Below are 23,370 nucleotides of genomic sequence, written 5' to 3'. Positions count from 1 at the left end.
CAGGCCACCTAGGCCCAGTCGAAGGTGCGGGTGACCGCCTTCTTCCACTCGGCGTAGACCCGGTCGCGCTCGCTCGGGTCCATGTTCGGCTCCCAGACCTTGTCCTGCGCCCAGTTGTCCCGGATGTCCTGCTCGGACTCCCAGAACCCGACCGCGAGGCCGGCCGCGTAGGCCGCGCCGAGCGCGGTGGTCTCCGAGACCACCGGGCGGACCACCTCCACACCGAGCAGGTCGGCCTGGAACTGCATGAGGACCTCGTTGCCGACCATCCCGCCGTCGACCTTCAGCGTGGTCAGCGGCACCCCGGAGTCGGCGTTCATGGCGTCGATGACCTCGCGGGTCTGGAACGCCGTGGCCTCGAGGACCGCCCGGGCCAGGTGGCCCTTGTTCACGAAGCGGGTGAGGCCGACGACCACGCCCCGGGCGTCGGAGCGCCAGTACGGGGCAAACAGCCCGGAGAACGCGGGGACGATGTAGGCGCCGCCGTTGTCGTCGACCGACTTCGCGAGCTCCTCCACCTCGGGGGCCGAGGAGATCATCCCGAGGTTGTCCCGCAGCCACTGCACGAGGGATCCGGTGACCGCGATCGAGCCCTCGAGGGCGTAGACCTGCGGCTGGTCGCCGATCTTGTAGCAGACCGTCGTGAGCAGACCGTTCTTCGACTCGACCTTCTCCGTGCCCGTGTTCAGCAGGACGAAGTTGCCGGTGCCGTAGGTGTTCTTGGCCTCGCCGACCTCCAGGCACGCCTGCCCGAACGTCGCGGCCTGCTGGTCGCCGAGGATCCCGGCGACCGGGACGTCCCGGAACGTGCCGCGGGCCCGGATGTTGCCGTAGCTCTCCGACGACGACCGGATCTCCGGCAGCATCGCCATCGGCACCCCGATCTCCTCGCAGAGTTCCGGGTCCCACTCCAGGGTGTCGATGTTCATCAGCAGCGTGCGCGACGCGTTGGTCGGGTCCGTGACGTGCAGGCCGCCGTCGCTGCCGCCGGTGGCGTTCCACAGGACCCAGGTGTCCATCGTCCCGAAGGCGAGCTCGCCGCGCTCCGCCCGCTCCCGGGCGCCCTCGACGTGGTCGAGGATCCAGCGGGCCTTCGGGCCGGCGAAGTAGGTCGCCAGCGGGAGGCCGGTCTTGGCGCGGTACCGCTCGGCGCCGCCGCCGAGGGCGCCGAGCTCGTCGCAGATCTCCTGGGTGCGGGTGTCCTGCCAGACGATCGCGTTGTAGATCGGCTCGCCGGTGGCCTTGTCCCAGATGACCGTGGTCTCGCGCTGGTTGGTGATGCCGACGGCGGCGATGCTCGAGGCGTCGAGGTCGGCCCGGGCGAGCGCACCGCCGCAGACCTGGCGCGTGTTGCCCCAGATCTCGGCGGCGTCGTGCTCCACCCAGCCGGCCCTCGGGAAGATCTGCTGGTGCTCGAGCTGGTCGACGGCCACGACCCGACCCGAGTGGTCGAAGATCATGCACCGCGTCGAGGTGGTGCCCTGGTCGATCGCCGCGACGTACTGGGTCATCGAGCCTGCTCCTGTTCGGGGTGGGGGGGACGCGATCGTGTCAGCTGGAGGCGGGCAGGACGAGGGCCACCAGGGCGGCGAGCGCCGCGCCGAGGAAAGGGCCGACGATCGGCACCCAGGAGTAGCCCCAGTCGGCGGTGCCCTTGCCGGGGATGGGCAGGACCGCGTACGCGGCGCGCGGCCCGAGGTCACGGGCGGGGTTGATGGCGTAGCCGGTCGGGCCACCGAGGGCCGCGCCGATCCCGACGACGAGGGCGGTCACCGCCGCGTAGTTCGCGGGGGAGTCGTAGGGCGCCTCGAGGAGGAACAGCAGCAGCACGAAGGTCGCGATCGTCTCGCTGATCAGGTTCCAGATCGGCTTCTTGATCGGCGGGTTGGTCGCGAAGATGCCGACCGTCTCGGCGTTGTGCTCCCGGTTGTGGTCGAACTGCAGCTTGTAGAGCAGCCAGGCCAGCCCCGCGCCGACGAACGCACCGAGGAACTGGCCGATCAGGTAGAAGGGCACCTCGGCCCACGGCGTCTTCCCGGCGATCGCGAGGCCGAGGGTGACGGCGGGGTTGATGTGTCCCCCGGTGGGGTTGGCGATGCTCGCGCCGGCGAAGACACCGACGCCCCAGCCGATGACGATCAGCACCCACGGCGCCGTGTCCCCGTCCTGGTTCGACCGGGGCAGGATCACGTTCGCGACCACCCCGACGCCGAAGAGCAGCAGGACCGCCGTGCCGAGGAACTCCCACAGGATGATCTCGCCGCCACTGAGGACCGGAGTCACGTCGACCTCCCCCGTCGTGCCCTCGACGCAGCCCGTTCGGCGTCGATGAGCGCGGCGGACGCTAGTCGTGCACGTCACATGTGTCTATGGTCTTGGATCAGGACGAAAGCGCTTTCCCGACGGCGGGTCGATCACCCTCGGGGACACCCTCGCGCGGGTAGCGTGAGAGGTGCCGCGGCGGGGGACCCCGGGTGCGTTGCCGCAGGTGACGACGGGGTGAGCCCCTGTTGCGCCGCACGGAGCAGAGGCCTGACACCGAACGTACGAGGAGGCCCGACGTGGCTGCCAAGTCCGCCGAGAACGGTGCGAGCGAGCCCACGGCGGCCGGCGCCCGCACGCCGGAGGCCGAGTCGCTGGACGCCGTCACCGAACCCGCCCGGCTCGGCCCGGCCGAGCGCGAGCGGTCGTGGGACCGCCTGCAGAACGAGCTGTTCGACGTCGTCGTCGTGGGCGGGGGAGTGGTCGGCGTGGGTGCCGCGCTCGACGCCGCCACCCGTGGTCTCTCGGTCGCCCTCGTCGAGGCGCGCGACCTGGCGGCCGGGACGTCGAGCCGGTCGTCGAAGCTCTTCCACGGCGGTCTGCGCTACCTCGAGCAGCTCGACTTCGGGCTGGTCCGTGAGGCGCTGTTCGAGCGTGAGCTGAACATGACCCGGCTCGCCCCGCACCTGATCAAGCCGGTGCCGTTCCTGTACCCGCTGACCCATCACGTGTGGGAGCGCCCGTACGTCACCGCCGGCATCACGCTCTACGACACGATGGGCGGCAAGAGCTCGCTGCCCAAGCAGAAGCAGCTGACCCGCTCGGGCGCCCTGCGGATGGCGCCGGCGCTCAAGCGCGACGCGCTCGTCGGCGCGGTGCGCTACTACGACGCCCAGGCCGACGACGCCCGCCACACGATGATGGTGGGCCGCACCGCCGCCCAGTACGGCGCGGTCGTCCGCACGTCCACCCAGGTCGTCGACTTCATCCACGAGGTCGACCGGATCGCCGGGGTGCGGGTCCGCGACGTCGAGACCGGGCGGCAGACCGACGTGCGCGCGCACGTCGTCGTGAACTGCACCGGGGTGTGGACCGACCAGATGCAGCACGCCGCGGGCACCCGCGGCCGGTTCAAGGTGAACGCCTCGAAGGGCGTGCACTTCCTGGTCGCCCGCGACAAGATCCCGTCGGACGTGGGCATGATCCTGCGGACCGAGAAGTCGGTGCTGTTCGTCATCCCGTGGCGCAACCACTGGATCGTCGGGACCACCGACACCACCTGGCGGCTCGACCTCGCCCACCCGGCGGCGACCCGCCACGACATCGACTACCTGCTCGAGCACATCAACGCCGTGCTGGTCACCCCGCTGTCCCACGACGACATCGAGGGCGTCTACGCCGGGCTGCGGCCCCTGCTCGCCGGCGAGAGCGAGGAGACCTCGAAGCTCTCCCGCGAGCACGCCGTGTCGCGGGTGATGCCGGGCATGGTGTCGATCGCCGGCGGCAAGTACACGACCTACCGCGTCATGGCCAAGGACGCCCTCGACCTCGCCGTCCAGGACATCCCGGCCCGGGTCGCGCCGTCGATCACCGACCGGGTCCCGCTGATCGGCGCGGACGGCTACTTCGCGCTGGTCAACCAGGCCGAGCACATCGGGCGGCAGTACGACCTCCACCCGCACCGCGTGCGGCACCTGCTCGACCGGTACGGCTCGCTGCTGCACGGACTGCTCGCGATGACCGAGGACGACCCGACGTTGCGCGAGCCGGTCCCGGGCTCGCCCGACTACCTGCGCGTGGAGATCGCCTACGCGGTGGCCTACGAGGGCGCGCTGCACCTCGACGACGTGCTGACCCGCCGCACCCGCATCTCCATCGAGTACGCCCACCGCGGCGTCGACTCGGCGGAGTCGGTGGCCGACCAGATGGCGCCGCTGCTCGGCTGGAGCACCGAGACCCGCGACGAGGAGGTTCGCTCCTACGTCGAGCGGGTCGAGGCGGAGCGGCGGTCGCAGACGGTGGAGAGCGACGAGGAGGCCGACAAGCTCCGGCTCGCCGCGCCCGACCCTCGGCGCGAGCAGCTCGAGCCGCTCGGAACGGGCTGAGCCCCCCGCGAGGGGTACATCAGGCAGCCCGCGAGGCCCGCTGGCCTGCCTGGTGTCACCCTTGCGACGACGGGCTCGAGGCGTCCGACCGCGAGATGTACGTGAGGCAGCCCGGGAGCCCCGTGGGCCTGCCTGGTGTCACCCTCGCGGCGGACGGACCGAACGACAGAACGGCCCCACCCGAGTCGGGTGGGGCCGTTCTGTCGTCCTGGACACCGTCAGCTCTGCGAGGTCAGCGGCTCCGGGGAGAGGGCGTCGTCGGCGAGCGGCTCCGAGCCGAGGAGCGTCACGTCGTGTCGCAGCTCCGGCGTGTGCCCGCCGACCACGACCCGGTCGGCGCGCGGGGCGTGCCCCGGCGCGCTGATGACGACGAGCCACGCGCCCGAGCCGGGGAGCGCGAGGTCGTAGGACCCGTCCGACGTCTCGGCCCGCCCGTGCTGGACGCCGTGCTCGTCGACGAGCGTCACGACCGCCTCGCCGCGGCGGGCCAACGTGACCTGCCCGACGACCTTCGCCCCGTGCGCGGAGCCGTTCGAGGCACCCGCCGCGACGGGCACCGGGCCCGTGTCGGTGGCTCGGTCGGCGGCGTCGCCGGGTTCGACCGCGGAGGCGGACCCGGCGCGCGGGTCGACCTCCGGGGCGTCGGCGGCCGTCTCGACCTCGGCCGTCCCGGCGTCGGGCGCGTCGGCATCGGACGCCGCGACGATCCGGCGGGGCAGGAAGAACGACACGATCAGCGCGAGGACACCGACGACACCGGCCGCCATGAACCCGGTCCGCAGGCCCTGCGCGTCGGGCGAGCCACCCGCCGTGGCCGACGCGATCGCCGAGATCGTGACGAACGCGGCCGTGCCGAACGCGCCCGCCACCTGCTGCAGCGTGGCCAGGATCGCGCTGCCGTGGGAGTAGAGCGGCCCCGGGAGGACCGCCAGCGACGACGTCATCAGCGGCGTCATCATCAGCCCGAGGCCCGCCATGAGCACCATGTGGATGACGATCACGAGCCACAGCGGCGACGCAGCGCTCAGCGAGGCGAAGCCCCAGAGCGAGGCGGCCATCGCCAGGGCACCCGGGATGACCAGCGGCCGCGCGCCGTAGCGGTCGAAGAGCGCCCCGACCGGCCGGCCCAGCAGACCGAGCACGAGACCACCGGGCAACACCGCGAGTCCGGTGACGAAGGTGCCCTGCTGCAGCACCGTCTGCAGGTAGAGGGGCAGCAGGATCGCGGCCGCGCCGAGCAGCGCCATGAACAGCAGCGCGGCGAGGATCAGCGACACCACGAAGGTGCGGTGGGTGAACGGCCGCAGGTCGAGCAGGGCGGCGTGCCGCTTCTGCAGGGAGAGCTGGCGCAGCACGAACAGCACGAGGCTCACCGCGCCGACGACCAGCGGGATCCACGGCGCCACGTGCGGGCCGGAGCCGCCGGACTCCCCGATCGCGGAGAACCCGTAGAGGATGCCGCCGAAGCCGAGCGCCGACAGCAGGACCGAGAGCACGTCGAGCGGGACCGAGCGGGTCTGCGAGGGCAGCCGCATGAGGGCCGCGCCGAGCAGGAGCGCCAGGATCGCGAGCGGCAGGACGATCCAGAACATCCAGCGCCAGCCGAGCGAGGCCAGGACGGCGCCGCCGATCGTGGGGCCGATGGCCGGCGCCACGGCGATGACGATCGAGATCGTCCCCATCATCGAGCCGCGCTTGTGCTCCGGCACGAGCCGCATCACCGAGGTCATCAGCAGCGGGATGATCAGCGCCGTCCCGCACGCCTGCACCACGCGCCCGACGAGGAGCACGCCGAAGCCGGGCGCGAGCGCACTGACCAGCGTGCCGATGCTGAACAGCGTCAGCGACGCGAGGAACACCTGCCGCGGGGTGAACCGCTCGAGCAGGAAGCCCGTCGTCGGGATGACGACGGCCATCGTGAGGAGGAACCCGCTGGTCAGCCACTGCACCGTGGTGGTGGAGACGCCGAGGTCCCGCGTCAGGTCGTTCAGCGCGACCGACAGGATCGTCTCGTTGAGGATCATGACGAACGCGGACACGACGAGTACCGCGATCACCACGCCCGCGCGCGTGCTCCCGGGATCGGGCGCGGCGGCGTCGTCGGCCGCCGCGGGGGCGTCCGGTGTGGTCGGGGCCGTGGCCATGGGTGACGCACCTTTCCAAGGGCGGGCTTCGGGGCGGCCGGCGTCGATGCCGTGTCACCAGGTAACCACGGACCCCTGACGACGTCCGACCGCTTTACCGGCGGTCGGGAGAGGAATCACCCGCCGTGGCGGTGTCCGAGGTAGGCGAGGACCCCGATCGCCACGGGGACCAGCAGGAAGACCTGCGGGAACCGCAGCCCGGTCACGAGGAACAGGACGAGGGCGATCGCCGGGGCGAGGGCGGACAACAACCCCGCGTGCCGCCCGAGCCTGGCCCCGATCGGGGCGACGAGCTCGGGCAGGTCGTCCCGCGCGGGAGCGGCGGCCGGAGGTGGGGCAGGGCCGCCCACCGGCACCGACCCGGCGTCGGGAAGAGAGCGGGGGAAGGCCGGGCGCGGCTCGGGGAGGTCGGTGAACAGCCCGTCGAGCTCCGAACGGAACCGGGCGGTCGAGGCGACGGCCGAACGCTCGGCGTACTCGCCGGGCTCGAGCCGGCCCTCGCGGAGGTGCTCGTCGAGCGCGGCCATCGCGAGCTCGCGCTCGCGGTTGCCGATCCGCAGTTCGCCCACGGATCCACGATAGGCCGCGCCCGACGATGTGGCTTTCCTGGCGCCGGATGACAGCAACGACGCTTTCCTGCCACCAGGGCGAGGACTCAGTCGGCGATCTCGCAGATCACGGCGCCCTGGTTCACCGAGGCGCCCGCCTCGACCGACAGGCCGGTCACGGTGCCGTCCTTGTGCGCGGTCACCGGGTTCTCCATCTTCATGGCCTCGACGACGACGATCTGGTCGCCCGCGGAGACGGTGTCGCCCTCGGAGACCGCGACCTTGACGACGGTGCCCTGCATCGGCGAGGTCACGGCGTCGCCGGAGACCTTCGCGCCGCCGCCGGCCCGCTTGCGCGACTTCTTCTTCGCGGCCGGGGCCGCGGCGCCGCCGCCCCCGCCGCCGATGGCCAGGTCACCCGGCAGCGAGACCTCGAGGCGCTTGCCGCCGACCTCGACGACGACGGTCTGCCGCGGGGCGGCCTCGTCCTCGTCGTCGTCGGCACCCTCGAAGACGTAGGGCTCGACGGTGTTGTCCCACTCGGTCTCGATCCAGCGGGTGTGGACGGTGAACGAGGAGGCGCCGTCGGGGGCGGTGAAGGCGGGGTCGGTGACGACGAGGCGGTGGAAGGGGATGACGGTGGGGAGGCCGTCGACGACGATCTCGTCGAGGGCGCGGCGGGAGCGCTCGAGGGCCTGCTGGCGGTCCTCGCCGGTGACGATCAGCTTGCCGACCATGGAGTCGAAGTTCCCGCCGATGACCGAGCCGTTCTCGACGCCGGCGTCGACGCGCACGCCGGGCCCGGAGGGGGCGACGAAGCGGGTCACGGTGCCCGGCGCGGGCAGGAACCCGCGGCCGGCGTCCTCGCCGTTGAGCCGGAACTCGATGGAGTGCCCGCGCGGCTCGGGGTCCTCGGTGATCCGCAGGTGTTCACCGTTGGCGATCCGGAACTGCTCGCGCACGAGGTCGAGGCCGGAGGTCTCCTCGGAGACGGGGTGTTCGACCTGCAGGCGGGTGTTGACCTCCAGGAAGGAGATCGTGCCGTCCTCGCCGACGAGGAACTCCACGGTCCCGGCGCCGGAGTAACCGGCCTCGAGGCAGATGTCGCGGGCGGAGGTGTGGATGCGCTTGCGCTGCTCGTCGGACAGGAACGGCGCGGGGGCCTCCTCGACCAGCTTCTGGTGGCGCCGCTGCAGCGAGCAGTCCCGGGTGCCGACGACGATGCAGTTGCCGTGCTGGTCGGCCAGGACCTGGGCCTCGACGTGGCGGGGCCGGTCGAGATAGCGCTCCACGAACGACTCGCCGCGCCCGAATGCCGAGACCGCCTCGCGGACGGCGGCGTCGAACATCTCGGCGATCTCGGAGCGCTCCCGGGCGACGCGCATGCCGCGCCCGCCGCCGCCGAACGCGGCCTTGATCGCGACCGGCAGGCCGTGCTCGTCGGCGAAGGCGATGACCTCGTCGGCGTCGGCGACGGGGTCCTTGGTGCCCGGGACCAGCGGCGCGCCGGCGCGTTCGGCGATCTTGCGGGCGGTGACCTTGTCACCGAGGTCGCGGATGGCCTGCGGGGACGGGCCGATCCAGATCAGCCCGGCGTCGATGACGGCCTGGGCGAAGTCGGAGTTCTCCGAGAGGAACCCGTAGCCGGGGTGGATGCCGTTCGCGCCGGACTGCTTCGCGGCGTCGAGGAGCTTCTCGATGTTCAGGTAGGAGTCCGCGGCGGACTCCCCGCCGAGGCCGAAGGCCTGGTCGGCGATCCGCACGTGCGGGGCGTCCCGGTCCGGGTCGGCGTACACCGCGACACTCGTCAGGCCTGCGTCCTTGCACGCCCGCGCCACACGGACCGCGATCTCACCCCGGTTGGCGATGAGCACGGTGTGCAGGGCGTCCTGCTGAGCCTGCGGAGCCATCGGAGGAGCCTCCCGGGGGGCGGTCGCGTCGTCGCGGCGGTGGAGTCGGGCAGGGGAATCGGGCGCAGTGTAGGGCTGCCGCGCACGGAAGATCGATCGAGTGGTGCGGGAACGGTCGGGCGTGACCGTTCTCGGCGACTCTCCCGCACCTCACGGCCCCGCGACACCGCGTCGCGCGTGGTCATGGCCACAGCGCGGACCTTCCCGACGACGGGCGGTGACCGGCCCGCGTGGGCCGGTCGCTACCGTCGTCTCCCGATGAGCCGACGCGGACGATGGTGGGGCCCCGCGGCCGCGGTGTGCGCGTCCGTCGCGGCCCTGGCCGGGACGGTGGCGGCGGTCGCGACCGCCGCCGGTGCGGACGCCGATGCCGCCCAGCGGGACGAGCGGGCCACGAGCGCGTCCGGAGGGCCGGTCTCCCCGGTGGCCGCGCCGGCCGCCGCGACCCCCACCGCTCCCGCGGTGACCACCCGGCCCGGACGGGTCGGCGACCCGACGCTGGGCGCCACGGTCGCGACGGAGCCGGGCTGGGCGTCCGCCCGCGACCAGGACCTCGTCCCCGTGACGCCGGGCCGGTTCCCGACCGTGCTGACCCTGGGCGGGGACCGGACCCGGGCTGCCGTGCTCGTGGGCCGGCTCGACCCGGCGCGTGGGTTCGGCGAGGACGCGCTGGCCGACGAGGCCCGGCGGCTGGTCGGGGCGTTCGCCGACGGCATCCGCGGCGACGGGACCGGCCGCATCGCCACGGTCTCGGACACCGCGTCGTCCCTCGACGGCCGCGACGCCTTCACCTCCGTCCGGCGCACCCCGGACGGCACGCTCGTGCGCGTCACGACGGTCGCCGGCGCCCGCGGGGGGCCCGGGCTGGCGCTCCTGGCGGTGGCGACTCCGGGCCGCACCCAGGGCGCGGACGCGACCGCCGCCGACCGCATCGTCCGGTCGCTCTCCTCGACGGGCGCGACGAGCGGACGGACGAGCACCCCGCCGGCCTCGCCCACGCCGGGTGCCCGGGTCAGCCCGACGTCGGCACCCGCCACAGGTCGCTGACCTCGACGCCGAGCTCCGCCAGGAGCTTGCGGACGAGCGGCAGGCTGATGCCGATCACGTTCGACGGGTCGCCCTGGATGCCCTCCACGAGCCACCCCCCGAGGCCGTCGAGGGTGAACGCCCCTGCGACCGCCAGCGGTTCACCCGACGCCAGGTAGGCCTCCAGCTGGGCCGGGGTGGGCTCGGCGAAGGTCACGAACGTCGTCGCGTGCCCCGAGATCTCGGCCTCGACCACGCCGGCGCGCAGCCGCACGAGGGCGTGCCCGGTGACGAGCTCGCCGTGCCGGCCCGCCATCCGCTCCCAGCGGGCGCGGGCGTTCTCCACGGTGTGCGGCTTGCCGACCAGCTCGCCGTCGATGTCGAGCATCGAGTCGCACCCGATGACGACGACGTCGCCCTCCTCGACCGGCACCTGACCGGCCACCGCCCGCGCCTTCGCCAGCGCGAGGGCGGTGACCTTCTCCGCCGAGGTCGCGTCGTCGAGCTGGGCGAGCAGGGCGTCCTCGTCGACCTCCGAGACGATGACGTCGGGCTCCACGCCCGCCGAGCGCAGCACACCGAGGCGGGCGGGGGACGCGGAACCGAGGACGAGACGCACGGGGCGCGACCCTAGGGGCCGGGCTGCGTCCCGGCAGGCCCGGCAGGCCCGGCCGTCGCCGCCCGCGCCGCCGCGACGGCGGGGACGATGGCCCGTTCGTACGGCGAACCCGGCCTGGACCAGTGGTCGCAGCCCCAGGAGACGGCGACGTCGGGGTCCTCGACCAGGACGGCGCGCACCCCGAAACCGCCCGCCTCGCCCATGCCCTGCACTCCCAGCACGCGCACGACGCCCGGGAGGACCCGGTCGGCGGCGGCCTGCGCGTTCATCGCCACCCTGCGCTTCGGCGGCCGCACCAGGGCCCGGAGGACCAGCAGGAGGACGAGCACCGGGCTCAGCACCAGCAGCGTGATCCCGTACAGCTGTCGACCGACCGTCCGCGCCACGTGTCCCGTCATGCCGCCGAGGCTTCCCGACGACGGGTAGAAGCAGGATCCGTGGTGCTACTCAGGCCTCAGCGCGGCAGCGCCGACGCCTGCCAGGCGCCCGGACCCGGGTGCAGCGGGCGGCGCACCAGGGCCGACCGCTCGGTCCACACCGAGCGGGGGCCGGTGTCCTCCTCCGCGCCGCCGCCCCCGGAGGCGGCCGCCAGCACGACGGCGAGCGCGGCCACCTCCTCGGGCGACGGGTCGCCCCGGACGATGCGCAGCACGGGCCGCTGCGGCCCGTCGTCCGGAACCTCGTCCTCAGGGCCCGTCACAGCGGGATGTTCCCGTGCTTCTTGGCCGGCAGCGTCTCGCGCTTGGTCGAGAACGAGCGCAGCGCGCGGGCGATGTAGCCGCGGGTCCACGACGGCGGGACGACCGCGTCGACGTACCCGCGCTCGGCGGCGACGTAGGGGTTGGCGAGGGTGTCCTCGTACTCCTGCTGCAGCTCCGCCCGGCGGGCCGCGACGTCCCCGCCGGAGTCCTCGACCTTCTTGAGCTCCTTGCGGTACAGGATGCTCACGGCGCCGGACGCGCCGGTGACGGCGATCTGGGCGGTCGGCCAGGCGAGGTTGAGGTCGGCGCCGAGGTGCTTGGACCCCATGACGTCGTAGGCCCCGCCGTAGGCCTTGCGGCAGATGACGGTGATCAGCGGGACGGTCGCCTCGGCGTACGCGTAGATCAGCTTCGCGCCGCGCCGGATGATGCCGTTGTACTCCTGGTCGGTCCCGGGCAGGAAGCCCGGCACGTCGACGAAGGTCACCACGGGCACGTTGAACGCGTCGCAGGTGCGCACGAAGCGTGCGGCCTTCTCGCTGGCGCCGATGTCCAGGCAGCCGGCGAGCTGGGAGGGCTGGTTCGCGACGAAGCCGACCGGGCGGCCCTCGATGCGGCCGTAGCCGACCACGATGTTCGCCGCGTAGAGCTCCTGGACCTCCAGGAACTCCTCGTCGTCGACGACCCGGCGGATGACCTCGCGGATGTCGTAGGGCTGGTTCGGGGAGTCCGGCACCAGCGCGTCCAGCTCGAGGTCGGCCTCGGAGAGGCTCTCCTCGATCGCGCCCGACTCCTCGTCGGCGGGCAGCCGCGGCGGCTCGGAGAGGTTGTTCGACGGCAGGTAGCCCAGGAGCTCCTGCACGTAGGCGATCGCGTCGTCCTCGTCGGAGGCGAGGTAGTGCGCGTTGCCGGAGGTGGTGTTGTGGGTCCGGGCGCCGCCGAGGGTCTCGAACTCGACGTCCTCGCCGGTGACGGTCTTGATGACGTCGGGCCCGGTGATGAACATGAACGAGGTCTCGTCGACCATCACCGTGAAGTCGGTGAGCGCGGGGGAGTACACCGCACCGCCGGCCGCCGGACCCATCACCAGGGAGATCTGCGGGACGACGCCGGAGGCGTGCGAGTTGCGGCGGAAGATCTCGCCGTAGAGCCCGAGCGCGACGACACCCTCCTGGATGCGCGCGCCGCCGCCGTCGTTGATCCCGACGACGGGGCAGCCGATCTTCATGGCCACGTCCATGACCTTGACGATCTTCTCGCCGTAGACCTCGCCGAGCGCCCCGCCGAAGACGGTCGCGTCCTGGGAGAACACGCACACCGGGCGGCCGTCGACGGTGCCCTGGCCGGTGACCACGCCGTCGCCGTAGGGCCGGTTGGCCTCGAGGCCGAAGTTGGTGGAGCGGTGGCGGGCCATCGCGTCGAACTCGAGGAAGCTGCCCTCGTCGAGCAGCAGCTCCAGGCGCTCGCGGGCGGTCTTGCGGCCCTTGGCGTGCTGCCGCTCGACGGCCCGCTCCGAGCCGGCGTGGACGACGTCGTCCTGGCGCCGGTGCCAGTCCGCGAGCTTGCCGGCGGAGGTGTGGACGTCGGGCTCGTCCGCGGCCTCGTCGGGCTCGGGGGGCGGCTTCGTCGCGGCGGTCATGGGCCGGACCATAGCGAGGTCCACGGTGCCGCACCCACTGGTGCGCGGGGGTGATTCGGGGCACTCCTCTACCGTGCTCGGGGTGATCCCGGGAGTGAAGGACGCCGCCGCCTGGAAGGCGCTGCAGACCACCGCCGTCGCCCCCGTCGGCGCGTGGGCGCGCCTCGACGTGGTGGACGCCACGGGCTCGACCAACGCCGACCTCGCCGCGGCCGCCGCGGCGGGGGCCCCCGACCGGTCGGTCCTCGTCGCCCACCACCAGACGGCGGGTCGGGGTCGCCGGTCGCGCACGTGGGAGTCGGGCCCGGCGGAGGGGCTGACCTTCTCGCTGCTGCTGCGGCCCACGCAGGTCCCCGCCGAGCACTGGGGCTGGGCGCCGCTGCTCGCGGGCCTCGCGCTCGTGGTGGCCCTGGAGGACTACCGCGCCCCGGCGTCCGTCGCGACCCTCGAGGCCGCCCTGAAGTGGCCGAACGACCTGCTCCTCGGCCCCGACCAGCGCAAGGGTGCGGGCATCCTCTCCGAGGTCGTGCCCGGCGGCGAGGCCGGCAACGCGCTCGTCGTCGGGATCGGTCTGAACGTGTCCACCCCGGAGGCCGAGCTGCCCGAGGGCGGCACCTCGCTGCTCGCGCAGAGCGTGCGGCGGACCCGGCCGGACGTCCTCGGGGACGTGCTCGCGGTGTTCGCCTCGCTGGAGGACGACTGGCGGGCCGCCCGCGGCGACGCCGCCCGCTCCGGCCTGCTCTCGGGCTACCGGAGCCGGTGCGCGACGCTGGGCCGCGAGGTGCGGGTGCTGCTGCCCGGCGACCGCGAGCTGCTCGGGGTGGCCGAGGACGTCGACGACGACGGCCGCCTCGTGGTCCGCGAGCCCGGCGGCGGCACGACCACCGTCGCCGCCGGCGACGTGGTGCACGTCCGCGCCGCCTGAGCTCACCCGTCCGGGGCCCGGTCGCGGCGCGGGACCTCGAACACCGGCCGTCGCGCGGATACCCTCGATCGGCGCACCGACGGCGGGAGGGGGAGCGCCGTGGCGTACCCGGAACGGCTGCTCGTCGCCGGTGAGCGCGTCGTGCGCCACGTCCGGCCGCACTGGCGGATGCTCGTGGTCCCCGCGCTCCTGCCGCCCGTGGTGGCGTTCGTCGGCGCGTGGCTGGTCGCGGTCGCGCGCCCGACGTCGTGGTCGACGGCCGTGCTCATCGCGGTCGGGGTCGTCGCGGTGGGGCTGCTCGGGTGGTTCTCGGTGGCCCCGGTCGCCCGCTGGCGGGCCACGCACTTCGTCGTCACCGACCGACGGGTGCTGGTGCGCGAGGGCGTCTTCTCGCGCTCCGGGATCGTGGTCGTCGGGCGCAGCATCACGACCGTGCGCACCGTCCGGACCGGCATCGACCGGCTGCTCGGCGCGGGCACGCTCGTGGTCGGCGTCGACGACACCCGGGAGCCGTGGCGCTTCGACGGGCTCGGCCGGGTCGAGCGGGTGGCGGCCGAGGTCGAACGCATGGCCGAGCGGCGCGGCGGCCTCGACCCCGACCGCTGGGGCGGCTGGGACGACGACGATGCCGACCCCGACGACGAGGCCGACGACTGGACCGCGACCGACCTCGACGACGAGTGGGACGACCGGGACGGGGCCGACCACGACTCCGACGACGTCGAGGACGCCGAGTGGGACGACGAGCCGGAACCGGAACGCTTCCCGCGCCTGCGGCGCCTCTCCTCCCGTCGTCGGGAACTCCCCGCCGGCCGCTGAGGCGCTCCCGTTCTGAGCGAACGGCACTCTCGCGCACATAGATGCTGCGAACGGCACTCTCGCGCACTCGCCCCGTTCTGAGCGAACGGCACTCTCGCGCACATAGATGCTGCGAACGGCACTCTCGCTCGGAACGCGGGGACGGCGACGGAACCGATCACCGCCCGGCACCGTCAGCACCCGTGTGGGAGTGGACGCGTTGCCGGGGTGGATCGAGGCGCTCGGGCTGGCCCCGGGCACGGTCGTGGTCGGGACGCCGGGCCGGGTCGACCGGGTGTGGGTGGTCCACCCCGGCCCGGAGCGCACGTGGGAGGTCTACTGGTTCGAGGGCGGCGAGCGGTACTCGTGGACGCGGTTCGAGGAGGAGTCCGCGGCCTGCTTCCACGTCTTCGGCCGGCTGGCGTGGACGCAGATGATGCGGGGGTCGCTCAGGGTCGGATGATCCCCAGTACCGCGTCGTGCAGCACGCCGTTGGTCGACAGCGCCTCGCCGCCGTCGATGCGCTCGCCACCGGAGAAGTCGGTGAGCCGCCCGCCGGCCTCGCGGACGACGATCGCGGGGGCGGCCAGGTCCCAGGCGCTCGCCCCGGGCTCGACGGCCGCGTCCATCAGGCCCTCGGCGACGAGCATGTGGTGGTGGAAGTCGCCGAACGCGCGGCTCTCCCAGGTGGCCTCGGTGAGGGCGAGCCAGCGGTCGCGGGTGCCGATCTCGCGCCAGTAGTCGAGGTCGGTGGTGGAGACGTAGGCGTCCGCCAGGTCGGCCACGCCCGAGACCGACAGCGGAGCCGCGGTGATCCCGCGCGCCACGTCGGAAGTGAACGCGCCCTGCCCGCGCGCGGCCCACCACCGACGCCCGAGGGCGGGGGCGCTCACCACCCCGACGACGGGCTCCCTGCCGCTCATCAGCGCGAGCAGGGTCGCGAACACGGGCACGCCGCGGGAGTAGTTCTTCGTGCCGTCGATGGGGTCGACGATCCAGTGCCGGGCGGCGGGGTCCTCCACCGACGACCCGCGCTCCTCGCCGAGCACCGCGTCGTCGGGACGCTCCGCGGCGATGAGGCGGCGGACCTCGTCCTCGCACGCGACGTCGGCGTCGGTGACGGGGGTCCGGTCCGGCTTGCGGTCCACCTGCAGGTCGCTCGCGCGGAACCGGGACAGGGTCACACGGTCGGCGGCGTCGGCGATCCGCCGGGCGAGGTCGAGGTCCGCTTCGAGGTCATCGGTCACCCGCCCATCCTGCCGGGTGAACGTCCTACACGGATCGTGCACGGGGCGGTCTACGCTGGTCGTTCATGACCACGGTGCTCCTCGTCGAGGACGATGCGGCGATCGCCGGGCCGCTGTCCCGGGCCCTCACCCGCGAGGGGTACGAGGTGGCCGTGGTGGACGACGGCCCGACCGCGGTGACCCGCGCCGGCGAGGGCGAGGTCGACCTCATGGTCCTCGACCTCGGGCTCCCCGGGATGGACGGTCTCGAGGTCTGCCGCCGGGTGCGTGCCGGGAAGCCGGACCTGCCGGTGCTGATGCTCACCGCCCGCACCGACGAGGTCGACTTCGTCGTCGGTCTCGACGCGGGCGCCGACGACTACGTCGGCAAGCCCTTCCGCCTGGCCGAGCTGCTGGCGCGGGTGCGGGCGCTCCTCCGCCGTCGGGCCCCGGAGATCCTCGACGCCGGGGGCGTGCGGATGGAGCCCTCGGCCCGCCGCGTGCTGGTGGACGGCACCGAGGTCGGCCTGGCCAACAAGGAGTTCGAGCTCCTCCGGGTGCTGCTCGCCCACGCCGGCCAGGTGGTGTCGCGGGAGGAGATCCTGCGCGAGGTCTGGAACGACCCGGAGATGAAGACCTCCAAGACCCTCGACATGCACATGTCGTGGCTGCGCCGCAAGCTCGGCGACACCGACGGCGGACCGTCGGGTGGCAAGCGCATCTCGACGGTGCGCGGGGTCGGGTTCCGCTTCAACACGTAGGCCTGGACCCCCGTGAGGCGCCGCATCCTGATCTCGACGCTGCTCGTCGTCGCGATCACCGTCACCGTCCTCGGCGGCCCGCTGGCCCTGACCACCTGGCGGCTCGTGGAGGACTTCACCCACGCCGAGCTCGCCGGACGGCTCCGCCAGGTGGTGGCCACGCTCGACTCGCAGCTGCAGACCGACCGGCCGGTGGACCTGTCGGCGGTCGCGATCGCCGTGCCGCCGGGCGGCTCACTGGTGGTGCGCACGCCCCGCGGGACGAGCGCGATCGGCGACACCGCCGACCCCGGCCAGATCGCCGAGAGCGCCTCGTTCGGCATCAACGGCTCCGCGGTGATCGCCGAACCCGCGGCCGAGATGCGCTCGCGGCAGCTGCAGGCGACGGCCCTCGTGCTCACGGCGATCGTGCTGTCGGTGGCGGTCGGGGCGGTGGTCGCGACGCTCACCGCCCGGCGGCTCGCCGACCCGCTGCAGCAGGTGGCGGGCCGGGCCGCGCGGCTCGGCGCCGGCGACTTCCGGCAGGCGCCGCTGCGGCACGGCATCCCGGAGCTGGACCGGGTCGCCGACGTCCTCGACTCGTCCGCGGTGGCGCTGGCCGAGCTCGTGCAACGCGAACGGGACCTCGTCGGCGACGTCTCCCACCAGCTGCGGAGCCGGCTCACGGCCCTGCAGCTGCGGCTCGACGAGCTGTCCTCGCACCCCGACCCCGAGGTCTCGGCGGAGGGCGGCGCCGCCCTGGAGCAGGCCGAACGGCTCGCCGAGGTCCTCGACGAGCTGTTGAGCTCGGCCCGGGCCGCCCGCGCGGCGAGCGCGTCGCCCCTGGAACTCGACGGCGAGCTCGCGGCCGTGGCCGACGAGTGGCAGGACGCGGCCGCCGGTCAGGGGCGCGCCCTGCGGGTGCGGGTCGCGGACGGCCTCGTGGCGCGGGCGACCTCCGCGCGGCTCCGGGAGGCCCTCGGCGTCCTGGTGGACAACGCCCTGCGCCACGGCGGCGGCACCATCACGATCGCGGCCCGGCACTCCGACCACGACACGATCGTCGTGGAGGTCTCCGACCACGGCGACGGCGTACCGTCCGAGCTCGCCCCGCACGTGTTCGACCGCGGGGTGTCCGGAGCCGCGTCCACCGGGGTCGGGCTGGCTCTCGCCCGGGCCCTCGTCGAGGCCGACGGCGGGCGCCTCGAGCTGGCCCGCACGAAGCCCGCCGTGTTCGCCCTGTTCCTGCCGGTGCCCCGCACCGACCAGGCGGTGGCCGCACCGCGCCCGTTGCCCGCGACCGGGCCGCGCTGATCGACCTACCCCGCGCCGACGGCCCTCCCCATGGCAGGAGAGCGTCGTTGCTGTCGCCCGGAGACAGCATCGATGCTTTCCTGCCACGAGGGGAGGGGCCGTCAGCCCGACAGCGCCGTCGGGAAGACCCAGCGGCGGAAGGCCCACCAGCGGAAGCCCATCGCGAGCAGGGTGCCCACGACCTGCGCGCTCACGAGGTCGGCGACCTGCTCGGTGAACGGCGTGACGGCCGGGGTGGCGAGGTCGAGGACGTAGCGCGACACCCCGAGCGGGGCGGCGTTGACCGCGAGGGCGGCGCCGCTCACGAGGAAGTACAGGACCGCTTCCCGACGACGGGCCAACCCGCCCCGGGCGCGGAACGACCACTCGCGGTTCGCGACGTAGCCGACGACCGTGGCCACGAGCACGGCCAGGATCTTCGCGGTGACCGGCTTCGGCTCCAGCACCGTGCTCTTGAGCAGCACGAACACTGCGGTGTCCACCACGAAGGTGCTCGCCCCGACGAGGGCGAAGCGCACCAGCTCGCCGTGCCGGTGCCACGCCAGGGACAGGCGCGACAGGCGGGACCCGGCGGCAGGGCTCATCGGGGCCGAGTCTAGGACCTCGCCGACGACGGAGACCGGGGGATCGACAGGTCGAGAAGGCAAGCTTAGGCTCACCTCAGTCACGATCGAGGGAGGACGCGATGTCGCTGCGGCTGCCGGTGGGCGAGGTGACCACCCTGCTCGGTCCGGGTCTGGTCCGGCGCCGGGTGATGGCGGCGCTCGACGACGGGTGCGTCCCCGGCGTGGTGCGGCTGACGGCCGCGAAGGACGAGTCGCCGGAGGCGCGACGGGCGACCGTGGCCTCGGCGGCCGGCGCCGCGATCGTGCTCGCGGACCGGCTCACCGACGGCCTCGACGCGGCGGACCGACGCACGGTGCTCGCCGGTCTGCGCGACCTGGCCGCGACCGGGGCCGCCGTCCTCGTGGACGACGTCGACCCGGTCGCGGCGGTCGCGGTGGCGGACGGGGCGCTGCGGGCCGACCGGACCGGCGCCCTCGCCCTGGAACGCCTGGGCGAGTCCTACCTGGCCTCGTAGGTCAGGCAGTCGGCGACGTCGGCGCCCTGGCCGATCTCGACCGACGAGGCGGTGCACTCGAGCTTGTCGTTGAACTTGCACTCGGACCGGTGGCAGGCACCGACGAGGCCACCGGCCTCGACGCCGCCACGGAACGAGATCTCGACGAAGGTGCCGCAGGCCGAGCCGCCCACGGTGATGGCGCCGGCGTGGCAGGAGGAGCCCTCGTTGTACGAACAGCTGGTCGCGGCGCAGGACTGGACGGTCGGCAACTCGCGCATCGAAGTCATGTGGTCAGGATGTCCGGTTCTCCCGGGTCCCAACAGCAAGCGAAGGCTCCACTCACCTCCACCTGCCGTCGGGAAGACGCGGCCCTGACCTGCGGTGATAGCGCCGGAGGACCCGCCGCGACCGTGGGCGGCGGACTCGATCGCGACATGTGTCACCGGATCGGGTCATCGCCCCGACCGCCGTGACCAAGGCGTGCCTGACCTTCGCCCGATCGGCCCTTGCCCCCGTCCTCACCTGCTGTTCACGTCCGGGCAGACTCCCGCGTCGTGCGCATCGGCCTGACCGTCCTGCCCGAGCACCCGCGCGACGAGGCGACCCGGCGCTGGCGCGCGGTCGAGGAGCTCGGCTTCGCCACCGGCTGGACCTACGACCACCTCGGCTGGCGCACCCTCGTCGACGGGCCCTGGTACGGGGCGGTCCCGACCCTGGCGCTGGCCGCGCTGGTCACCGAGCGGATCGAGATCGGGCCGTTCGTCGTGAGCCCGAACGTGCGCTCGCCGGTCCCGTTCGCCCGCGACGTGATCACCCTGGACGACCTCTCCCGGGGGCGCTTCACCGCAGCGCTGGGCGCGGGGACCCCGCGCGGCTACGACACCGAGGTGCTCGGCCTGCCGCGGCCGGGCAGCCGGCTCGCCCGGTTCGAGGAGTTCACGGTGCTGCTCGACCGCCTGCTCACCGAGGAGCGGGTCACCCACCACGGGACGTACTACGAGGCGGTCGAGGCCCGCACCGCTCCGGGCTGTGTGCAGCGGCCGCGGGTGCCCTTCGTCCTCGCCGCCGACGGGCCGCGGACCGTCGACCTCGCCGCCCGGCTCGGCGAGGGCTGGGTGACCACGGGGCGCGGCGGGGACGACCTCGACGGGTGGTGGGCCGGTGTCGCGGACCTCGGCACGGCGTACGGCGAGGCCCGCGCGCGGGCCGGGCACGACCCGGCGTCCGGACGGCGCGTCCTCAACACCGACGGCGCACCGGTCTACCCGCTGTCCTCGGCAGGCCTGTTCGACGACGTGGTGGGTCGGGCGGGCGAGCTCGGCTTCACCGACGTCGCCGTCGCGTGGCCACGCCGCGAGGGCGTGTTCGCCGGCGACGAGGACGTGCTGACCGCGATCACCGTCCCTTCGTCGCCGTGACCAGCGAGCTCTGCCCGTTGAGGCGCTGGGTGAGCGGATCGAGGGTGCGGCCGTAGGACTTCGCGACCTCGGTGGCCACGAACGACTCGGTGGTCCACCCCCGGGACCGCAGCGTCGCCGCAGGGTCGGGGCGCTCGTCGCTGTAGAGCAACTGCCGCATGTCGACACCCATCGTGGCCGCGACCCGGCGGAAGGCGGGGTCGTCGAACTGCTGGGTGATGTTCGTGAAGTCCTCGATCGCCCACTCCGAGCCCGGGACCGAGAGCTCGTCGATCGCGTCCACGAGAGCGGTCTGGGCCTCGGCGGGCAGGTAGGGGAGCAGGCCCTCGGTGAGCCAGGCGGTCGGGGTGTCCCGGTCGAACCCGGCCGCGGCCAGGGCGGCGGGCCAGTCGTCGCGCAGGTCGGCGAGCACCGTGCGGCGGTCGCAGCGCGGGGTGGCGCCCTCCTGGTCGAGCACGGCGTCCTTGAACTCGATCATCTTGGCCTGGTCGACCTCGTAGAGCACGGTCCCGGCGGGCCAGTCGAGCCGCTGGGCGCGGGTGTCCAGGCCCGACGCGAGCACGACGACCTGGCGGAGACCCCGCTGCCCGGCGCCGGCGAAGAACTCGTCGAAGAACCGGGTCCGCGTCCCCATGTAGCCCGACATCATCTGCCAGAGCTGGTCCTCGGAGTCGTCGGTCGGCTCGGTCGGCCGGGTCGCGAGCGGCTGCGGCGGGTTCGCGGCGTGCACGAACGCCTCGGCGTACGGGTCGGAGATGAGGCCGTCGGGCCGGTGCGTGTCGACCGCCCGTCCCGCCGCGACGACCAGCGCCGTCAGACCCACGCTCGACACCACGTCCCACTGCTCGAAACGGCTGTCCGTCACGTCCGCCTCCTCGAGAACCGATTGTTAGCGTCAACAATCAGCATCGCGGGACCCCGGGTCCCGCACAAGCGGAGCGTGAGAGGTCCGACACCGTCCGTGCTCGCACGGCATCGGGCCGCGGTTCGTGCTAGACGACCGTGCCATGACGATCGGCGCGGGCCGCGCCCGCCAGGAGCAGGTCTACCGCGACGGCGTCTCGGGCGCCCGGCCCCGGGTCCCGACGACGACGGGCGAGCTCGAGCAGCGCGCACGGCGGGCGATGTCGCGGCGCGCCGACGCGTACGTGACCGGTGGGGCGGGCGCCGAGGCCACGGTCCGGGCCAACCGGGCGGCCTTCGAGCGGTGGCAGACCGTCCCGCGGGTCCTGCGCGACGTCGGGTCCCGGGACCTCTCCGTCGAGCTGTTCGGTCGCCGTCTCGAGCACCCGCTGCTGCTCGCGCCGATCGGCGCCCTCGACCTCGTGCGCCGGGGCGCGGACCTCGCGGTGGCCCGGGGTGCGGCCGCCGCGGGGGTGCCGATGATCGTCAGCAATCAGGCGGGCGCCTCGATGGAGTCGCTCGCCGGGATCGGACGGCGGTGGTTCCAGCTCTACTGGTCGACCTCCGACGACCTCGTCGACAGCTTCCTCGCGCGGGCCGAGGCGACCGGGTGCGAGGCCGTCGTCGTCACCCTCGACACGACGATGCTCGGCTGGCGCCCGCGGGACCTCGACCTCGGGCACCTGCCGTTCAGTCGCGGGCTCGGCATCGCGCAGTACACGTCCGACCCGGTGTTCTCGCGGCTCGCGCGGGAGCGGGCGGCGGCCCCGCGGTCGGGTCCGGCCCCGCGCGTCACCCCTCAGGCCGTCCGGACGCTGCTGGAGATCACGCGGAACTTCCCGGGGTCGCCGCTGGAGAACCTGCGCTCCCCGCTGCCCCGGGCCGCCGTCGAGACGTTCCTCGACGTCTACTCCCGCCCGCACCTGAGCTGGGCCGACGTCGCGACACTCCGGTCGCGGACCTCGCTCCCGGTGGTGCTCAAGGGCGTCCTGCACCCCGACGACGCCCGACGGGCGGTCGACGCCGGGGTCGACGCGGTGCTGGTGTCCAACCACGGAGGGCGGCAGGTCGACCACGCGGTCGCCGCGCTCGACGCGCTGCCCGGTGTGGTCGGGGCGGTGGCCGACCGGCTGCCGGTGCTGCTCGACTCGGGGGTGCGCACCGGCGCGGACGTCGCGGTCGCCCTGGCCCTCGGGGCCCGCGCGGTGTGCCTCGGGCGGCCCTTCGTCTGGGGGCTCGCCCTCGCCGGCGCGGACGGCGTCGAGCAGGTGGTCGCGGACGTGCTCGCCGAGCTCGACCTCACCGTCGGGCTGGCCGGGGCCTCCCGCGCCTCGGAGCTGGAGGTGGGGCGCCGCTACTGAGCGCCCTCGACGGCGAGCGGGCGGCGGGAGACCGAGACGCCGCCCATCATCGCGAAGCCGGTGACCCGGACACGGGGCCCTCCCGGCCGCGCGGGCGCGCCGGCCTGGTCGGCGAAGCCGCCCATGAACCCCACGCCCGTGACCTCCACGACGGTGTCCGGGTCGACGACGACCTCGCACCCGCCCATCAGCGCGAACGCCTGCACCGTGACGTCCTGACCGACCCCGCGCAGGTCGACGTTCGCCCCGCCCATGATCGACACGATCTGCAGCGTCACGCCGCGGCCGTCCAGCTGCGCGTGCCGCAGGTCGAGGTTCGTCCCGCCCATCACGCTCACCGCGCGGTGCGTGAGCCCCGGCGTCCACGTCCCGGCCCGGTCGGCCCCGCTCATCACGGCGATCGACCCGGTCGAGTCCGGCCGCTGCACGAGCTCCTTCCCGACGGCGGGTCGGGCGGCTTCCCTGGTCGGCTCCAGGTCCGCCGTGATCGGCGCCAACTCGTGCCGGAAGGTCGCGGCGTAGGCGGCCCGCTGCCGCTCGTCACCCTCGACCATCGTGAGCCGTCCGTCCCCGACGGCCCGCCGGACGAGGTCGGCCACCTGCTCGCGTTCGACGTCCGACGCGCGGACGGCAGGGGTCGGGTCGCTCATGGCGTGCACTCTCCCGCG

General features: G+C 73.8%; 23 protein-coding genes and 1 pseudogene. 10 read left to right on the top strand and 14 right to left on the bottom strand.

Annotated elements, in window-relative coordinates; translation table 11 throughout:
* Positions 1-8: 8 nt before the first annotated feature.
* Both glpK and BJ983_RS15635 read right to left on the bottom strand, forming a co-directional pair.
* A complete protein-coding gene (glpK, locus tag BJ983_RS15640; RefSeq protein WP_179794621.1) occupies positions 9-1,511 on the bottom strand; it encodes a glycerol kinase GlpK in 1,503 nt (500 codons plus the stop codon).
* 40 nt (positions 1,512-1,551) lie between these two features.
* Entirely contained in the window at positions 1,552-2,283 is a 732-nt protein-coding gene (locus BJ983_RS15635) for an aquaporin (RefSeq protein ID WP_179794620.1), read from the bottom strand.
* A gap of 353 nt (positions 2,284-2,636) precedes the next feature.
* On the opposite strand from BJ983_RS15635, the gene BJ983_RS15630 reads away from it, so the two are divergent.
* Positions 2,637-4,367 carry a glycerol-3-phosphate dehydrogenase/oxidase gene (locus tag BJ983_RS15630; protein ID WP_179797880.1) on the top strand — a complete coding sequence of 577 codons (1,731 nt, stop codon included), beginning with the start codon at positions 2,637-2,639 and terminating at the stop codon, positions 4,365-4,367.
* Between the two features lie 680 nt (positions 4,368-5,047).
* Here the strand turns inward: BJ983_RS15630 and BJ983_RS15625 are convergent.
* The 3 genes and pseudogenes from BJ983_RS15625 to BJ983_RS15615 all read right to left on the bottom strand — a co-directional run.
* Positions 5,048-6,511: pseudogene (locus BJ983_RS15625) on the bottom strand (DHA2 family efflux MFS transporter permease subunit); the annotation flags it as partial.
* A 116-nt stretch (positions 6,512-6,627) separates the two neighbouring features.
* On the bottom strand, positions 6,628-7,080 hold the full coding sequence (locus BJ983_RS15620; RefSeq protein WP_179794618.1) for a DUF1707 domain-containing protein: 453 nt from the start codon (positions 7,078-7,080) through the stop codon (positions 6,628-6,630).
* Between the two features lie 86 nt (positions 7,081-7,166).
* Entirely contained in the window at positions 7,167-8,969 is a 1,803-nt protein-coding gene (locus BJ983_RS15615; protein WP_179794617.1) for an acetyl/propionyl/methylcrotonyl-CoA carboxylase subunit alpha, read from the bottom strand.
* A gap of 258 nt (positions 8,970-9,227) precedes the next feature.
* On the opposite strand from BJ983_RS15615, the gene BJ983_RS15610 reads away from it, so the two are divergent.
* Positions 9,228-10,016 (top strand): hypothetical protein, encoded by a 789-nt coding sequence (locus BJ983_RS15610; RefSeq protein WP_179794616.1) that lies wholly within the window; start codon positions 9,228-9,230, stop codon positions 10,014-10,016.
* Here the strand turns inward: BJ983_RS15610 and BJ983_RS15605 are convergent.
* From BJ983_RS15605 to BJ983_RS15590, 4 genes are read right to left on the bottom strand one after another with little or no spacing between them, the layout of a single operon-like run.
* Positions 9,982-10,614, bottom strand: coding sequence for a Maf family nucleotide pyrophosphatase (locus BJ983_RS15605; RefSeq protein ID WP_179794615.1), 633 nt, complete (start codon positions 10,612-10,614; stop codon positions 9,982-9,984). The genes BJ983_RS15610 and BJ983_RS15605 overlap by 35 nt on opposite strands.
* 11 nt (positions 10,615-10,625) lie before the next feature.
* Positions 10,626-11,012 carry a hypothetical protein gene (locus tag BJ983_RS15600; RefSeq protein WP_179794614.1) on the bottom strand — a complete coding sequence of 129 codons (387 nt, stop codon included), beginning with the start codon at positions 11,010-11,012 and terminating at the stop codon, positions 10,626-10,628.
* A gap of 56 nt (positions 11,013-11,068) precedes the next feature.
* Positions 11,069-11,314: an acyl-CoA carboxylase epsilon subunit gene (locus tag BJ983_RS15595; protein ID WP_179794613.1), complete on the bottom strand. Its 246-nt coding sequence runs from the start codon at positions 11,312-11,314 to the stop codon at positions 11,069-11,071.
* Positions 11,311-12,954: an acyl-CoA carboxylase subunit beta gene (locus tag BJ983_RS15590; protein WP_179794612.1), complete on the bottom strand. Its 1,644-nt coding sequence runs from the start codon at positions 12,952-12,954 to the stop codon at positions 11,311-11,313. The genes BJ983_RS15595 and BJ983_RS15590 overlap by 4 nt, the downstream gene beginning before the upstream one ends.
* Positions 12,955-13,036: 82 nt before the next feature.
* Between BJ983_RS15590 and BJ983_RS15585 the strand changes: the two genes are divergently transcribed.
* The 3 genes from BJ983_RS15585 to BJ983_RS15575 all read left to right on the top strand — a co-directional run bounded on the left by BJ983_RS15585 (position 13,037) and on the right by BJ983_RS15575 (position 15,140).
* Complete coding sequence (locus BJ983_RS15585; RefSeq protein WP_343054207.1) at positions 13,037-13,879, top strand: biotin--[acetyl-CoA-carboxylase] ligase; 843 nt, start codon at positions 13,037-13,039, stop codon at positions 13,877-13,879.
* Between the two features lie 99 nt (positions 13,880-13,978).
* Positions 13,979-14,698: a PH domain-containing protein gene (locus BJ983_RS15580; protein WP_179794610.1), complete on the top strand. Its 720-nt coding sequence runs from the start codon at positions 13,979-13,981 to the stop codon at positions 14,696-14,698.
* A 190-nt stretch (positions 14,699-14,888) separates the two neighbouring features.
* Complete coding sequence (locus BJ983_RS15575) at positions 14,889-15,140, top strand: hypothetical protein (protein WP_179794609.1); 252 nt, start codon at positions 14,889-14,891, stop codon at positions 15,138-15,140.
* Here the strand turns inward: BJ983_RS15575 and BJ983_RS15570 are convergent.
* Positions 15,127-15,924 (bottom strand): inositol monophosphatase family protein, encoded by a 798-nt coding sequence (locus BJ983_RS15570; RefSeq protein ID WP_179794608.1) that lies wholly within the window; start codon positions 15,922-15,924, stop codon positions 15,127-15,129. The two genes, BJ983_RS15575 and BJ983_RS15570, sit on opposite strands and share 14 nt — an antisense overlap.
* A gap of 65 nt (positions 15,925-15,989) precedes the next feature.
* Here BJ983_RS15570 and BJ983_RS15565 point away from each other — a divergent pair, with 65 nt between their 5' ends.
* The gene (locus BJ983_RS15565) at positions 15,990-16,664 is read left to right on the top strand and encodes a response regulator transcription factor (protein ID WP_179794607.1); all 675 of its coding nucleotides are present in this window, start codon (positions 15,990-15,992) and stop codon (positions 16,662-16,664) included.
* Between the two features lie 12 nt (positions 16,665-16,676).
* Entirely contained in the window at positions 16,677-17,957 is a 1,281-nt protein-coding gene (locus tag BJ983_RS15560) for an ATP-binding protein (protein ID WP_179794606.1), read from the top strand.
* Positions 17,958-18,058: 101 nt separating this feature from the next.
* On the opposite strand, the gene BJ983_RS15555 is transcribed toward BJ983_RS15560, so the two are convergent.
* Positions 18,059-18,541 carry a GtrA family protein gene (locus tag BJ983_RS15555; protein WP_179794605.1) on the bottom strand — a complete coding sequence of 161 codons (483 nt, stop codon included), beginning with the start codon at positions 18,539-18,541 and terminating at the stop codon, positions 18,059-18,061.
* A gap of 101 nt (positions 18,542-18,642) precedes the next feature.
* On the opposite strand from BJ983_RS15555, the gene BJ983_RS15550 reads away from it, so the two are divergent.
* On the top strand, positions 18,643-19,038 hold the full coding sequence (locus BJ983_RS15550; RefSeq protein ID WP_179794604.1) for a hypothetical protein: 396 nt from the start codon (positions 18,643-18,645) through the stop codon (positions 19,036-19,038).
* On the opposite strand, the gene BJ983_RS15545 is transcribed toward BJ983_RS15550, so the two are convergent.
* Positions 19,023-19,307, bottom strand: coding sequence for a DUF1540 domain-containing protein (locus BJ983_RS15545; RefSeq protein WP_179794603.1), 285 nt, complete (start codon positions 19,305-19,307; stop codon positions 19,023-19,025). The two genes, BJ983_RS15550 and BJ983_RS15545, sit on opposite strands and share 16 nt — an antisense overlap.
* Before the next feature lie 267 nt (positions 19,308-19,574).
* Between BJ983_RS15545 and BJ983_RS15540 the strand changes: the two genes are divergently transcribed.
* Entirely contained in the window at positions 19,575-20,438 is an 864-nt protein-coding gene (locus BJ983_RS15540; protein WP_179794602.1) for an LLM class flavin-dependent oxidoreductase, read from the top strand.
* On the opposite strand, the gene BJ983_RS15535 is transcribed toward BJ983_RS15540, so the two are convergent.
* On the bottom strand, positions 20,416-21,303 hold the full coding sequence (locus tag BJ983_RS15535) for an SAM-dependent methyltransferase (RefSeq protein WP_179794601.1): 888 nt from the start codon (positions 21,301-21,303) through the stop codon (positions 20,416-20,418). The two genes, BJ983_RS15540 and BJ983_RS15535, sit on opposite strands and share 23 nt — an antisense overlap.
* A gap of 142 nt (positions 21,304-21,445) precedes the next feature.
* Between BJ983_RS15535 and BJ983_RS15530 the strand changes: the two genes are divergently transcribed.
* Positions 21,446-22,702 carry an alpha-hydroxy-acid oxidizing protein gene (locus tag BJ983_RS15530; RefSeq protein WP_179794600.1) on the top strand — a complete coding sequence of 419 codons (1,257 nt, stop codon included), beginning with the start codon at positions 21,446-21,448 and terminating at the stop codon, positions 22,700-22,702.
* Here BJ983_RS15530 and BJ983_RS15525 read toward each other — a convergent pair.
* Positions 22,696-23,352: a DUF1707 SHOCT-like domain-containing protein gene (locus BJ983_RS15525; protein WP_179794599.1), complete on the bottom strand. Its 657-nt coding sequence runs from the start codon at positions 23,350-23,352 to the stop codon at positions 22,696-22,698. The genes BJ983_RS15530 and BJ983_RS15525 overlap by 7 nt on opposite strands.
* Positions 23,353-23,370 lie beyond the last annotated feature (18 nt).

Source organism: Actinomycetospora corticicola (assembly GCF_013409505.1).
Taxonomy (GTDB): domain Bacteria; phylum Actinomycetota; class Actinomycetes; order Mycobacteriales; family Pseudonocardiaceae; genus Actinomycetospora; species Actinomycetospora corticicola.
This window is presented reverse-complemented; position numbering and strand designations above follow the sequence as displayed.

Excerpts from the sequence above, each read along its gene's own strand:
- BJ983_RS15590 (WP_179794612.1), bottom strand. The coding sequence starts at position 12,954 with ATGACCGCCGCGACGAAGCCGCCCCCCGAGCCCGACGAGGCCGCGGAC.
- BJ983_RS15610 (WP_179794616.1), top strand. The coding sequence starts at position 9,228 with ATGAGCCGACGCGGACGATGGTGGGGCCCCGCGGCCGCGGTGTGCGCG.
- BJ983_RS15550 (WP_179794604.1), top strand. The coding sequence starts at position 18,643 with ATGTCGCTGCGGCTGCCGGTGGGCGAGGTGACCACCCTGCTCGGTCCG.
- BJ983_RS15615 (WP_179794617.1), bottom strand. The coding sequence starts at position 8,969 with ATGGCTCCGCAGGCTCAGCAGGACGCCCTGCACACCGTGCTCATCGCC.
- BJ983_RS15525 (WP_179794599.1), bottom strand. The coding sequence starts at position 23,352 with ATGAGCGACCCGACCCCTGCCGTCCGCGCGTCGGACGTCGAACGCGAG.
- BJ983_RS15565 (WP_179794607.1), top strand. The coding sequence starts at position 15,990 with ATGACCACGGTGCTCCTCGTCGAGGACGATGCGGCGATCGCCGGGCCG.
- BJ983_RS15555 (WP_179794605.1), bottom strand. The coding sequence starts at position 18,541 with ATGAGCCCTGCCGCCGGGTCCCGCCTGTCGCGCCTGTCCCTGGCGTGG.
- BJ983_RS15545 (WP_179794603.1), bottom strand. The coding sequence starts at position 19,307 with ATGACTTCGATGCGCGAGTTGCCGACCGTCCAGTCCTGCGCCGCGACC.
- BJ983_RS15600 (WP_179794614.1), bottom strand. The coding sequence starts at position 11,012 with ATGACGGGACACGTGGCGCGGACGGTCGGTCGACAGCTGTACGGGATC.
- BJ983_RS15530 (WP_179794600.1), top strand. The coding sequence starts at position 21,446 with ATGACGATCGGCGCGGGCCGCGCCCGCCAGGAGCAGGTCTACCGCGAC.
- glpK (WP_179794621.1), bottom strand. The coding sequence starts at position 1,511 with ATGACCCAGTACGTCGCGGCGATCGACCAGGGCACCACCTCGACGCGG.